Below are 12,671 nucleotides of genomic sequence, written 5' to 3'. Positions count from 1 at the left end.
TATTAAGATCCTGTAGGTTCTGGCTCACAGAAGGGTGGGCAAATCCTACCATTATTTTCATAATCACCTCCCTCACCTCCAACTACACCAGACACCAATTCGTTTACGACGTTTGCAGGCCTCATGACCAGTGTTAATGCTCCAGTTAATTGTTCCGTATAATTTGGATGGTATTTTTCTGCTACTTCCTTCGTGTATTCTGTGATGTAAAATTGGACTCCTCCTTTTTTAGGATCTTTATCTGCCTTTGCCAACAAGCCTTCTAAAGTCTCTCTGTTAAAAAATATCCAGTTGGTCTGGTCTATTTTATCCTTGTTTTTTTTGTCTTTGGCGGGTTTGCCCTTCTTGATTTCTTTGTCATATTTAGCTTTCATGCTTTCGAAGTCGGACTTGGATATCTTCATAGAAAAGTAGTTTTAACAAATGATGAAATAAAATAGAACTGTAGAGATAATTTCTCAAAAGATAAGGATTTTACCTGCGAAAAGACAAAAAAAAGGAGCGGGTGACATACCCGCTCCTTAAAATAATCGATTAGAATAGCTACTTAAACAAGCTTTTTAGCTTCTTTGACGGCAACCTCATGGTCAATTTCTCTTTTCATCAGATCAACTACAATTGGAGTAGCGATATAGACGGAGGAATAAGTACCTACCAACACACCAATAAATAGTGCGAAGGAAAAGCCTCTCAATACTTCACCACCGAAAATCAGCAATACAATTACTACAATCAAGGTAGTAAATGAAGTAATCAAGGTACGCCCAAGCGTCTGATTGATCGCATCGTTAAAGACTTTCACCAATTTACCAGTACCTCTATTTTCAATATTCTCTCGGATTCGGTCAAACACAATCACGGTATCGTTAATAGAGTATCCGATCACAGTCAACATCGCAGCGATGAACACCTGATCAATCTCGAAGGTCGCTCCAAATGCACTTGCAATAGCAAAGGCGGCAATTACAAACAAGGTATCGTGAATCAAGGCAATGATAGACGCCAAGGAGAACTGCCACTTACGGAATCTCAATAAAATGTACAAGAAGATCGCAACCAATGCTACTATCATTGCTTCTGCTGAAGATGCTTTAATATCATCCGCTACCGTAGCACCCACTTTTGAAGAACCGGTGATGGCGAATTGACCAGAATCTAATGAGGCAGCATCATCTGTAAAGGCTAAGCCCGTAACTGCAGCTATTCCTTCTTTGACTTTGCTTTCTACTTCAAGATTAGAAGCCGCATCGTCTTCATTGACCAAATAGGAAGTAGTCACTTTCAGGACATTATTAGAACCGTAAGTCTTCACTTCTACTGATCCATCAAACTCACTGTCCAAACCAGATTTTAAATCAGAAGCAGCCATCGGCTCATCAAATGCAACGATATAGGATCGTCCACCTGTAAAGTCAACTCCAAATTTCAATCCATTGATAGCAGCGATACCTAGACCGATTACAATAATGGCAGAGGAGATCAGGTAGGCTACTTTACGCTTGCCTAAGAAGTCAAGATTCATTGCACTCAATGCATTTTTAGTGAATGGAGTAGCAAAGCTGATTGAACTCTTATCTCCTTTTTTACTCATCCATGATACAATCACTCGGGTGATAAATACAGAGGAGAAGAAAGAAGAAGCGATACCAATCATCAATACAATTGCGAAGCCTTTTACTGGCCCTTGACCTAATGCAAATAAGATGGCTCCAGTAAGGAATGTAGTTACGTTAGAATCTAGAATCGCTGAAAATGCTTTGTCATAGCCTGCACTGATAGCGGACATCAAGCTAACTCCATTTCGAAGTTCCTCTTTGATCCGCTCGAAAATCAAGACGTTTGCATCAATGGACATACCAATGGTCAATACGATACCTGCAATACCCGGCAAGGTCAAAGCAGTGCCCAGCTGTGCTAGAATACCAAGTATAAAGAAGATGTTGAAAATCAGTGCTGCGATAGCGACAAAACCACCTTTAGCATAATATGCGACCATGAACAACACCACGATGGTTAAACCTGCAACCATGGAAATCAATCCTTGATTTAGTGCTTCCTTTCCCAGCGTAGGGCCTATGATACTTTCTTCTACAATTTGTGTTGGCGCTGGAAGAGAACCTGATTTAAGGATGTTTGCCAAATCTTGCGCCTCCTGAAGAGAGAAGTTTCCGGAGATTTCTGACTGACCTGATGGTATCTCACCATTTACTACCGGTGCTGTGTAAACATAGTCGTCAAGAACTACAGCGATTCTTCTACCAATGTTCCCGGCAGTAAGTTTTCTCCATTTTCTGGCACCATCAGCATTCATCTGCATGGATACTGCAGGTCTGGAGGTCTGGTCCAATACCTGACGTGCATCTGTCACTACATCACCTTCCAATGGCGCTTCGTCAGTTCCTCTTTCAGTTTTAATGGCATAAAGTTCTAAAGTTTCAGTTCCATCTTCTGCTATAAATGGCTTTACACCCCACAGCAACTTGATATCTCTAGGCAGCAAGGATTTGTAATCCTCATTCTTCACAATACGATTGATCGCCATTGTATCGCGAAGTTCGTATGCCAATCCATAATTAGGCTTCAAAAGGCTAAATAGCGGGGAAGTACTGGTATTTCTAGGGTTAGTTGGATCTATTTCAGCTAGTTGTTGCTCCAACGCATTTTTCAAAGAATCCTCTCCTGTAAGGTTCTCTGTGGAGACTGTATCGACTGCTGCTGGCTGAGCTGAATTATTGGCAGCTACCCAAGCACTGTTTACTGCTTCCAATGCAGATCCGATCTCATTAGTCTCAGCAACTTCCCAAAACTGTAGCTTAGCCACACCCTGAAGAAGGTTTCTAACTCTTTCTTGGTTGTCAACACCAGGCAGTTCGATCTGAATACGACCAGAACCTTGAATTCTCTGGATGTTGGGCTGGGAAGTACCAAATCTATCGATACGAGTTCTTAGAATATTGAAAGAACGTTCGATCGCGTTTTCAATTTCATTGTCGATGATCTCAAGAATTTCAGAATCTGAAGTTTCCAAAGAAATACGACCTCTATTAGCAGCTGTGGCGAACATGCTGCTCAGTTTTTTTCCAGAGCTATTTTTCTTCCAAGCAGCATTAAACAAGTCAACATACTTTGAAGAAGAAGTTTTCGCTTCTTCACGTGCTTCTTCAACAGATTTGTTAAATGCAGCATCTTTAGGATTACCAGCAAGTCCCTTTACAATCTCCACCGGGGAAACTGCCAAGGTAACATGCATACCACCTTGAAGATCAAGACCTAATCCTAGTTCGGTTTCCTTTACCTCTTGGAAGGTATAATCAGCGCCTAAGAAATTATAAACCGGAGCCCTCCAGATCGAATCCAGATAGCTTTGTCTTTTAGAAAAATCCACATTGCCAGAGTCGTCAGTTGCGTACTCCTGAGCCTTCTGTTGGATATTGTTCGATACAAATGTGAATGACAGATAGTACAGGCATAATGCTGTAACAATCACCGTCAAGAACACAATGACACCTTTGTTTTGCATGAGAAATTTAAATTATTAATTGATTGTAATTACAAATTAGTGGCTAGCCTGCTCGACAGGTAGCGGGATTTCACCAGAAAAGAGAAAGAAATTTAGGGCCCTTTGGTGGATATTATTCGCTCAAAAAGTATTTGCATGAGCTGGTTGGGCTGAATAGCCGAAGTGGATTCAGTAAGGAAGGTAGATCCTTCAAATTTTACTATATCATGGATAAGATAGAGAATACTGTGTGATACATGCACCACAAAGGGAACAACTGCATCTACAGCTACATTCAGAAAAGTCTGATCTTGCTCCGGAGAAGTGGGCTTTTCTTGCTTTTCTACTTTGGCAGATTCTTCACTCTCTGGTATATATTCTACACTTGAAATAAACAAACATAATAGCACAGCCAGCATCACGGTAAGGCGCTGTTGGAATAAATTGCTATTTCTTTTAGTTGCTTTCATGCGGCGCAAATATAGCCAAATATTTAAACTCAGCCTTTCTGATCTCAGAATTTCTGTTTCAAGACCTTAAAATCAAAACAATATATTGAAAATCAGTCTGTTAACAAAACAAAAGGACTGCACTTTAGACTATTCTAGCACGCAAATAAGTACGGATTACTTCTAGGGCTTTATCGAAATTCTGATTGTTGGGCACAATCACATCTGCATCATTCATGAAAGGCTTGATGTATTTCTCATAAGTTGGCATCACATGCTGTTCATAGCGGTAGAGCACATCATCCAAATCGTAGCCCCGCTCTACCTTATCTCTGATTATTCTACGCTTCAGTTTGATATGGTCTTTGGCATCGATAAAAACTTTCAAATCGAGCAAACTTGCCAACTCCTGATAGTAAAGCACAAAAATCCCTTCTACCACCACCACAGGTGCCGAATTAAACGTCAGCATTTTTGGGGTTTTTGCAGCGTTATTGAATGTATATTCTTCACGATGCACAGTCTCTCCTGCCTGGATTTTTCGGATATCAGAAGCATATTCTTCAAAATCTATACTCTCTGGCCTGTCGAAATTATGTACTCCATGATCATCAATGGGCTGAAGCTCCCTTGGCTTGTAGTAATTATCCTGCGAAATCAAGCAAACCTCACCCTCTTCGAAAGAACTAAGCAATCGCTCCAAAAAAAGTGTTTTACCTGAGGCCGAGCCACCTGTAATGCCCACGATGAATGGTTTTTTCATCTGTTTATAATTGTTTTTCAAAGCCTATAACCTGTCCCGTGACGAAGGAAACGGGATAGCCTGTCCCGTCCGCCGCGGCGGATCGGGAGAATCTCCCAAGTCTAATAATCATCCCAGTGTGTGACGCTTGAGTCATGCTCGATTTCATGAGGCAAAGTTAAAGTGATTTCTGGCTTTTCATATGATTCTAGTTTGTCTTTCAAAGGCCATATGGAATCTCGCATAATTGATACTCATCTCTAATAGGGACAATTTGATCATGCTCGATTTCACAGAATTATATATGGCACAAAAAGGCGATAAGCTCGCTCACTGCTTTGCCTCTATGTGAGATCTGATTTTTCTCAGCCATACTCAATTCCGCAAATGATTTGGAATAGCCTTTAGGGACGAAGACTGGATCGTAGCCAAAGCCCCCATTCCCTTTACGTTTTCGTACGATTTCGCCTTCTGCAATTCCTTCAAATTTGTACTGGTCATTCCCTAGCAAAAGAGCGATGACGGTTTTAAATCGAGCTGTGCGTAGGGATGAGTTTTCCAAATTCTTGAGCAAGTGGTCTATATTTCGCTCATCGCTTCGCGGTTCGCCTGCGTATCTCCCAGAATATACTCCCGGCTCACCCTCCAAGGCATCGACTTCCAGTCCTGTATCATCCGCAAAGCAATCCACGCCGAAATGTTCTTTTACGTACCTGGCTTTTTGAAAAGCATTATGCTCCAGTGTGTCGCCGGTTTCCGGAAGCTCATCCATGCATCCAATATCTGCCAGAGAAACAATTTCAAAACTATTGCCAAGCGCAGCTTTTACTTCCTCGATCTTCTTGGGGTTGTTGGTAGCAAAACAAATTTTCATGAGTTTATAATTGTTTTTTAAAGGTCACACCTGACTGCCGTCAGGCAGGTGGAATCTCGTCTGGAGGATAATCATCCCTCTGTGTGACGCTTGAGTCATACTCGATTTCATCCTTCAAAAATAGACTTTAATGCTACGCAGAACTACTTCTTTGACAAATATTCAGGCCAATTTAGAGTTGCTTTGGTAAGCTTTGGTAAAACCTTCTTCGCTCTTGTGAATTAGGAAAGAGAATCCTGTAATTTCGAATTTCACATTCGTTTCAAGCACATGAAGAAAATCACCATTTATTGCGGATCTAGAAAAGGAGAAAGTACTGTCTATGAAGCCGGTGCACGGACATTGGCTCAGGAAATGATCAAACGCGATCTTTCACTAGTCTATGGAGCCGGAAGAGTTGGGCTGATGGGAGTAATCGCTGACGAAATGCTTGAAGCCGGACAAGAAGTTTTAGGCATAATCCCCCAAAAATTGGTAGATCGAGAAGTGGCACACCGTGGCTGCACAGAACTGATCATCGTAGAGACTATGCGTGACAGGAAGTGGCTGATGGCTGAGCGTGGAGATGCTTTCATTGCTATGCCGGGTGGAATCGGGACGCTGGAAGAGCTTTTTGAGATCATGACGCTGAACCAACTTCACTATATCCAAAAGCCACTGGGGCTCTATAATGTGAACGGATACTTTGATAAACTAATTGCTTTTTTGAATCACGCCATGGAGGAGGGATTTATGTATGCAGAGCAGGAGCAATTACTTATCATCTCAGATGATCCGGCAGACCTGCTGGATCAAATGGCTGCTTATGAGCCAAAAAGACCCGCCGATTGGTGAAATGATGGGTGTTCAGTGACAGATGACTGATGTAACGCTTAACCAGAGTTTGACCAATTTTAGCCTGATTTTGACTAATATCGCTTCTCAGTAGCTGTTTCTTTTATTGGAAAAGCGGACATCGGCCCCCCGACATCAAACAATTAGCTTAATTTAATACGGTCCTAAAAAGATAATTTCTTATTTTTGCGCAGCTATGATCCAGAAACTCTTCCCATTAGACAAAAATTACATCCTTCGTCAGGCCCAGTCTGTGCTAGAGGAGGAAATGATTGATCGAATGGTTTTTGAATTGAAGCGTTCTTATACTTCCCTGTATAATCCGCTCCAGTTGATGGATACGACATACGCCCAGATTCTTGATACCTTTGAGTTTCCACGAGATCGTGTCCGATTAATCTACCGACAGCTTTGCGGTATCTATCGCTATAAGCATGGAGATAATCAGCTTGAAATGCTTTTTGATGGTAGAACACATTTGGAAAAATTTCAAGAGGAATGGTCTGCTGCAATGATAGCATATGTGCAGACATTGGGTATTTATGAGCAGTATGTCAAAACAATGCTGAGATTGACTTTACTTTTTGATACCGAGTCACGAGCACAATGGGCAGAAAATCACTGCAAAGCTTTTATAAATCAGCACTTCGATCTCAAAGTGGTGAAAAGACAGGGGGAGTTACTTCTGAAAGTCAGTTAAAATTCTGATCGCTTCCATTTCCAGCTATTCTTTTGATAAACTAAATCACAAAAGCTCGCCGGATTCCTTGGCGAGCTTTTGTATACTGAGGCTTTGACAGATCACTGCCAAGTCCTATTTTCCCCACTCCGTATGGAAAATCCCATCTCGATCAGTTCGCTCATAGGTATGCGAACCAAAATGGTCACGCTGAGCCTGGATCAGATTGAGCGGAAGTTTACTTGACGTGTAGGCATCAAAGTAACTTAACGCACTGGAAAGTCCGGGAACAGGAATTCCATTTTTGGCTGCAAAAGCTACTACTTCGCGAACAGCCGGTAATGTACCCTGAACCTTGGGCACAAAGGAAGGTGAAAGCAACAAATTAGGAATGGATTTGTCCGCAGTATAGGCCTCCGCAATATCCGCCAAAAGTCCTGCGCGGATGATGCAGCCTGCTCTCCAGATCTTCGCAATAGTAGCCAAATCCAGCTCATAGCCATAGTCCCTGGAAGCGTAAGATAGCTGATGCAAACCTTGGGCATAAGCGATGATAAAGGAAAAATATAAAGCTTGCTCTGCTTGAGCGATTAACTCCTCTTTGGCAATGTGAGCCACTTCTGGTCTAGCATACAGCTCGTCCGCTTGAACTCGCTCATCCTTCAACGCAGAAATCTCACGCATACTTACTGCCATATCGATGGTTGGAACGGGTATACCAAGATCCATTGCATTTTGGGAAGTCCATTTTCCAGTTCCTTTTTGCTTAGCTTTATCCAAGATCATGTCCACCAAATCTGCGGAAGTCAACTCATCTTTTTGGGTGAAGATCTCTGCAGTGATTTCTACTAAGAATGACTGCAAGCGGCCTTTATTCCAAGTATCGTAAACCTGATGCAGTTCTTCATTTGAAAGGTCACAGGATTTTTTCAACAAATCATAAAACTCTGAGGTCAGCTGCATCATGGCGTATTCAATGCCGTTATGCACCATCTTCACATAATTACCGGCCGATTTGGGGCCTAAATAAGCTACGCAAGGCTCTCCCTTGTATTTGGCAGAAACTGCCTCGAAAATCGGCTTCACATGAGCATAAGCTTCCTTATCCCCACCCGGCATGATGCTCGGCCCCTTCCTCGCGCCTTCTGCACCTCCGGATACTCCAGAGCCGAAGAAGTGAATGCCTTTTTCTTTCAAATAAGCCTCTCTTCTATCCGTGTCAGTAAAAAATGAATTGCCGCCATCTATGATGATATCACCTTTGTCTAACAATGGCAAAAGGCTTTCAATCGCCTGATCTACAATTTTACCTGCGGGAACTAGGAGCATGATTTTCCTCGGGGAAGTCAGTGCCTGCACAAAAATTTCGATATCCGTGGATGCACTTACCTTCTCTAGATCACCACCTTCTTCCTTCAATGCATCCACTTTCTCCTGATCCAGATCGTAGCCAAATGCCTTGAAATTATTGTCGGCGACGTTCAAAATAAAATTCCGCCCCATCACTCCAAGGCCAACTAATCCAAAATCATAATTCGTGTACTCCATCGTTTCTTAGTGTTATTTTTCAAATTTGCTTCTAAGCCCTATAGCTTGCAAGGTTAGAAATAAATATGGGTTATTTTTGCCTCTCTTGAGTCCAAAATTAATGGATTGAAGGTTGGCATTCTAGTAAGATTGATAAATTTGTGACCGCCCAAAGTCGGCTTTTGATACAAAAAACATAAAAATACGCGCAAACTGATGAAATCGAGCAGGTCGTAAGCGACACATAATGGGATGATATTAAATCCTGCGAGATTCCATATGACCGCTGAAAAATAATAATATACAGATGAAATCGAGCATGACGCAAGCGTCACACACTGGGATGATTATCTACCATGCGAGATTCTCCCGAATCAAGTTCGGGACAGACTATGTGACCGTTAAAAGACAATTATAAACACATGAAAAAAACTCAAAACCAGATGCTCATAATTTTTGGTGCGTCTGGTGATCTGACTGCTCGCAAGCTGGTTCCGGCACTTTATAACTTATACAAAGGCAAGCATCTTCCCGAAAATTTTGTGGTTTTGGGGGCTAGTAGAAGTGCGATGACGGATGCCGAATTTCGTAAGAAAGTCGTGCAGGAAAGCGGATTTTTAAAGGATAGAATCAATAAGGAAGACAACGGATTTATTACCGACTTTACCGACAAGTTATATTACGAGGACCTGGGCAGCAATTACGATAGCAAATACACTGGCTTGGCTCAGCGGATTCACCAGTTGAATGAAGAAAAGTGCTGTGAAGAAAATTATATTTTCTATCTCTCCACTCCTCCTAATCTATATGAAGTAATCGCAAAGAATCTCTGTGAAGCGGGATTGACTCAGGAAGAAAAGGGCTGGAAACGCATCATTGTGGAGAAGCCTTTTGGGTATAGTCTGGCGACTGCAAAGGAACTAAATGATGGCCTGCACAACTATTTCAACGAACCTCAGGTTTACAGAATTGATCATTATTTGGGCAAAGAAACTGTTCAGAACTTACTGGTAACGCGTTTTTCCAATTCGATTTTCGAACCAACATGGAACCGCCGATACATACATCATGTGGAAATCACCAATGCTGAGACTGTAGGCGTGGAAAAGCGAGGCGGCTATTATGACAAGTCAGGCGCCCTTCGCGACATGTTTCAAAGTCATCTACTTCAAGTGGTTTCACTCATTGTGATGGAGCCACCTATCAATTCAAGCGCAGAGGAAATCCGGGATGAAAAGGTCAAGGCTTTGAAATCTCTTCGAATCATGAAGGATGACGAAGAATTGGCCACCCATACGATGAAAGGCCAATATGTAGCCTCCACCATCAATGGCAAAAAGGTAAAGGGATATCGTGAGGAGGAAGGCGTAAATCCAGATTCCAAGACAGAAACCTTTGCTGCAGTTAAATTTTTTGTGGACAACTGGCGCTGGAAAGATGTGCCTTTCTACGTCCGCACGGCTAAATACATGCCTACCAAAGTAACTGAAGTGGTGATCCACTTTAAGGCACCGGCGCATGAGGTTTTTAAGAGTCAGGATGTGTACAAAAAGGACAACAAACTCATCATCCGTATCCAGCCTGATGAAGGGATATTGATGAAATTTGGGGTGAAAGTTCCAGGCTTAGGATTTCAAGTGGAGCAGGCAAACATGGATTTCTACTATTCTGACCTCGACTCAGCAGAGATTATGGAAGCTTACGAAAGATTGCTTTTGGACGCAATGCAGGGAGATGCTACGCTTTACGCCAGAGCGGACGAAGTGGAAGCTGCTTGGAGATTTGTAGATCCAATCTTGAAATACTGGGAAAATGAGGATGTCCCAACCTATGGCTATGCGGCGGGAACTTGGGGGCCAAGAAATTCTGACGACATGTTTGAAGGTCATTTCGGCTGGAGAAACCCGGGAAATCGTCTGACTGACGAAACAGGTTTCTGCATTCTATAAGCCGGCATTTTGGTGAAAATTTTCAACCACAAAGGTCACAAAGGATTTCACCGAGAGCACAGGTTATGATTTAGTCTTTCAATCCCTTCTAGTAAAGTCCCAATTCCTGAATATTTTGGGACTACATGAAATCACAAAAACAATGACACTTAAGATATACGACACCAAAGAGCAAGTTGCCAAGGGGTTTTCTGAATACTTCAGAGAGTTGGCGAAGAGCAATCGCACTATCCACCTCGCACTTTCTGGAGGCAGTACACCAAAGATTGTTTTTGATTATTTGGCAGCTCATTTTGGAAATGAAATAGACTGGACAAAAATCAACTTCTACTGGGGAGATGAGCGCTGTGTCGCTCCAACCGATTCAGAAAGTAATTACAAAATGACAGTGGATCACTTGCTGTCGAAGATTGAGATCCCTGCGGCTAATATTCATCGGGTTTTAGGAGAAAATGACCCAAAAGAGGAAGCTGTTCGATACAGTCAGGTACTGGATGCAGAACTTCCAAAAGTTAAAGGCATTCCTCAATTCGATCTTGTGACGCTGGGCATGGGAGATGATGGGCATACGGTTTCTATTTTCCCTGATTCTATTTCACTTTGGGATGCCAAAGAGAACTGTGTTGTCGCAACCCATCCTGACTCTGGCCAAAAGCGGGTAACTATTACCGGAAAAATCGTTAATAATGCCAAAGCTGTTGCATTCTTGGTAACTGGAGCTGGCAAAGCCGAAAAAGCCCGGGAAATAATCAAGAAGGAAAAAGACTTCGCTCATTATCCTGCAAACCTAGTACAGCCATTTCATGGCGAGTTGATTTGGTTCTTGGATAAAGACGCTGCTAAAGGCATCTGAAAGTAAAGTATCCTATCATAGAATTAAATACCAAGCCTACAGATTCAGACCGCCGGCTTGGTATTTGCAATTTCCACCCTAAATTCCAAGTGAGTAAAACTTAATATAGGTTCAACTTGTTGAGTCGTCATATCTAACCATTAACCAATATTTTTATGACACAAGTAAAAGCATATGCAGCCCGGAAAGCCGATCAACCTCTAGCTCCATTTGACCTCAATAGAAGAACTCCAGGACCAACAGATGTAGAAATCGAAATAATGTATTGCGGAGTATGTCACTCCGATATTCACACTGCCCGAAATGAGTGGGGAGGAACCATGTATCCAATTGTTCCAGGTCATGAAATCGTAGGGAAAGTTTCTGCTATTGGCGCTGAAGTCACCAAACATAAAGTAGGAGATACTGTAGGAGTAGGATGCTTTGTGGATTCCTGCGGTCACTGCACTAATTGCGCTGAGGATCTAGAGCAATACTGTGAAAACGGACATTCCCAAACTTACAATTCATTTCTTCAGGATAAGAAAACGATCACTTACGGAGGCTATTCTACGCACATTGTGGTGACAGAAAAGTTTGTATTGACTGTTTCGGACAAGTTGCCGCTTGAAGCTGTAGCTCCACTTCTATGCGCTGGAATTACGACCTATTCTCCTTTAAGACATTGGAATACCAAGGAAGGCGATAAAGTAGCTGTTGTAGGACTTGGAGGCTTGGGTCATATGGCTGTGAAAATTGCAGCCGCCATGGGGGCGGAAGTTACCATGCTGAGCCGATCTCCAGAAAAAGCCAAAGATGCCGATGCGCTAGGTGCGCATCACTTTGAGCTGACTACAGATCCTGAAAACATGAAAAAGATGGCCAGTTCATTCGACTTGATCATTGACACAGTATCAGGTCAGCATGATTATAATTCGTATTTGAGCTTATTAAAAACGGATGGCACCATGGTCCTTCTTGGTGTACCTCCACAAATGGAGCAAATCCACGCTGGCTCGCTGATTTTTGGAAGAAAGAGCTTAGTTGGTTCTCTCGTAGGAGGAATCAAAGAAACCCAGGAGATGCTGGATTTCTGCGCTGAGTATGACATAGTCTCAGACGTGGAAGTAATAGCGATTGACCAGATCAACGAAGCGTATGAGCGTACCATCGCTGGCGATGTTCATTACCGGTTTGTGATTGATATGGCTTCGTTGAAGAATTAACAGAAAATCACACATGCAAACGCGACTGGGATTGGATTCTCAGTCGCTTTTTTAATTCTC

The 12,671-nt window shown here is 42.4% G+C and carries 12 protein-coding genes; 5 read left to right on the top strand and 7 right to left on the bottom strand.

Translation table 11 applies throughout. From position 1 onward, the window contains the following. Positions 1 to 2: 2 nt before the first annotated feature. The 6 genes from U3A58_RS03265 to U3A58_RS03240 form a co-directional block, all read right to left on the bottom strand. Complete coding sequence (locus U3A58_RS03265) at positions 3 to 404, bottom strand: molecular chaperone DnaK (protein ID WP_323821958.1); 402 nt, start codon at positions 402 to 404, stop codon at positions 3 to 5. Positions 405 to 547: 143 nt separating this feature from the next. Beyond that, positions 548 to 3,520, bottom strand: a complete 2,973-nt coding sequence (gene secDF / locus U3A58_RS03260) for a protein translocase subunit SecDF (RefSeq protein ID WP_323821957.1) — start codon at positions 3,518 to 3,520, stop codon at positions 548 to 550. A gap of 92 nt (positions 3,521 to 3,612) precedes the next feature. Next, a complete protein-coding gene (locus U3A58_RS03255) occupies positions 3,613 to 3,969 on the bottom strand; it encodes a hypothetical protein (RefSeq protein ID WP_323821956.1) in 357 nt (118 codons plus the stop codon). 124 nt (positions 3,970 to 4,093) lie between these two features. Beyond that, on the bottom strand, positions 4,094 to 4,711 hold the full coding sequence (locus tag U3A58_RS03250; RefSeq protein WP_323821955.1) for a uridine kinase family protein: 618 nt from the start codon (positions 4,709 to 4,711) through the stop codon (positions 4,094 to 4,096). 4 nt (positions 4,712 to 4,715) lie between these two features. After that, complete coding sequence (locus tag U3A58_RS03245; protein ID WP_323821954.1) at positions 4,716 to 4,859, bottom strand: hypothetical protein; 144 nt, start codon at positions 4,857 to 4,859, stop codon at positions 4,716 to 4,718. A 129-nt stretch (positions 4,860 to 4,988) separates the two neighbouring features. Continuing rightward, positions 4,989 to 5,564, bottom strand: a complete 576-nt coding sequence (locus U3A58_RS03240; protein ID WP_323821953.1) for a non-canonical purine NTP diphosphatase — start codon at positions 5,562 to 5,564, stop codon at positions 4,989 to 4,991. Between the two features lie 270 nt (positions 5,565 to 5,834). On the opposite strand from U3A58_RS03240, the gene U3A58_RS03235 reads away from it, so the two are divergent. Together U3A58_RS03235 and U3A58_RS03230 are read left to right on the top strand one after the other, a co-directional pair. Then, complete coding sequence (locus tag U3A58_RS03235) at positions 5,835 to 6,398, top strand: LOG family protein (RefSeq protein ID WP_323821952.1); 564 nt, start codon at positions 5,835 to 5,837, stop codon at positions 6,396 to 6,398. A 196-nt stretch (positions 6,399 to 6,594) separates the two neighbouring features. Next, on the top strand, positions 6,595 to 7,098 hold the full coding sequence (locus U3A58_RS03230; protein ID WP_323821951.1) for a hypothetical protein: 504 nt from the start codon (positions 6,595 to 6,597) through the stop codon (positions 7,096 to 7,098). 114 nt (positions 7,099 to 7,212) lie between these two features. On the opposite strand, the gene gndA is transcribed toward U3A58_RS03230, so the two are convergent. Next, complete coding sequence (gndA, locus tag U3A58_RS03225; protein WP_323821950.1) at positions 7,213 to 8,625, bottom strand: NADP-dependent phosphogluconate dehydrogenase; 1,413 nt, start codon at positions 8,623 to 8,625, stop codon at positions 7,213 to 7,215. Between the two features lie 401 nt (positions 8,626 to 9,026). Here gndA and zwf point away from each other — a divergent pair, with 401 nt between their 5' ends. From zwf to U3A58_RS03210, 3 genes are all read left to right on the top strand, one after another. Then, positions 9,027 to 10,553 carry a glucose-6-phosphate dehydrogenase gene (gene zwf / locus U3A58_RS03220; RefSeq protein ID WP_323821949.1) on the top strand — a complete coding sequence of 509 codons (1,527 nt, stop codon included), beginning with the start codon at positions 9,027 to 9,029 and terminating at the stop codon, positions 10,551 to 10,553. Positions 10,554 to 10,695: 142 nt separating this feature from the next. Then, positions 10,696 to 11,406, top strand: coding sequence for a 6-phosphogluconolactonase (gene pgl, locus U3A58_RS03215; RefSeq protein ID WP_323821948.1), 711 nt, complete (start codon positions 10,696 to 10,698; stop codon positions 11,404 to 11,406). Positions 11,407 to 11,561: 155 nt separating this feature from the next. Continuing rightward, entirely contained in the window at positions 11,562 to 12,611 is a 1,050-nt protein-coding gene (locus U3A58_RS03210; RefSeq protein ID WP_323821947.1) for an NAD(P)-dependent alcohol dehydrogenase, read from the top strand. Positions 12,612 to 12,671 lie beyond the last annotated feature (60 nt).

This window comes from Algoriphagus persicinus (assembly GCF_035156415.1).
Taxonomy (GTDB): Bacteria; Bacteroidota; Bacteroidia; order Cytophagales; family Cyclobacteriaceae; genus Algoriphagus; species Algoriphagus persicinus.
Note: the sequence above shows the minus strand (reverse complement) of the source record. Positions and strands in the feature narration are given on the sequence as shown.

What these genes read in the sequence shown, in the direction of transcription:
- U3A58_RS03265 (WP_323821958.1), bottom strand. Translation starts at nt 404, where the DNA reads ATGAAGATATCCAAGTCCGACTTCGAAAGCATGAAAGCTAAATATGAC.
- secDF (WP_323821957.1), bottom strand. Translation starts at nt 3,520, where the DNA reads ATGCAAAACAAAGGTGTCATTGTGTTCTTGACGGTGATTGTTACAGCA.
- U3A58_RS03255 (WP_323821956.1), bottom strand. Translation starts at nt 3,969, where the DNA reads ATGAAAGCAACTAAAAGAAATAGCAATTTATTCCAACAGCGCCTTACC.
- U3A58_RS03250 (WP_323821955.1), bottom strand. Translation starts at nt 4,711, where the DNA reads ATGAAAAAACCATTCATCGTGGGCATTACAGGTGGCTCGGCCTCAGGT.
- U3A58_RS03245 (WP_323821954.1), bottom strand. Translation starts at nt 4,859, where the DNA reads ATGAAATCGAGCATGACTCAAGCGTCACACACTGGGATGATTATTAGA.
- U3A58_RS03240 (WP_323821953.1), bottom strand. Translation starts at nt 5,564, where the DNA reads ATGAAAATTTGTTTTGCTACCAACAACCCCAAGAAGATCGAGGAAGTA.
- U3A58_RS03235 (WP_323821952.1), top strand. Translation starts at nt 5,835, where the DNA reads ATGAAGAAAATCACCATTTATTGCGGATCTAGAAAAGGAGAAAGTACT.
- U3A58_RS03230 (WP_323821951.1), top strand. Translation starts at nt 6,595, where the DNA reads ATGATCCAGAAACTCTTCCCATTAGACAAAAATTACATCCTTCGTCAG.
- gndA (WP_323821950.1), bottom strand. Translation starts at nt 8,625, where the DNA reads ATGGAGTACACGAATTATGATTTTGGATTAGTTGGCCTTGGAGTGATG.
- zwf (WP_323821949.1), top strand. Translation starts at nt 9,027, where the DNA reads ATGAAAAAAACTCAAAACCAGATGCTCATAATTTTTGGTGCGTCTGGT.
- pgl (WP_323821948.1), top strand. Translation starts at nt 10,696, where the DNA reads ATGACACTTAAGATATACGACACCAAAGAGCAAGTTGCCAAGGGGTTT.
- U3A58_RS03210 (WP_323821947.1), top strand. Translation starts at nt 11,562, where the DNA reads ATGACACAAGTAAAAGCATATGCAGCCCGGAAAGCCGATCAACCTCTA.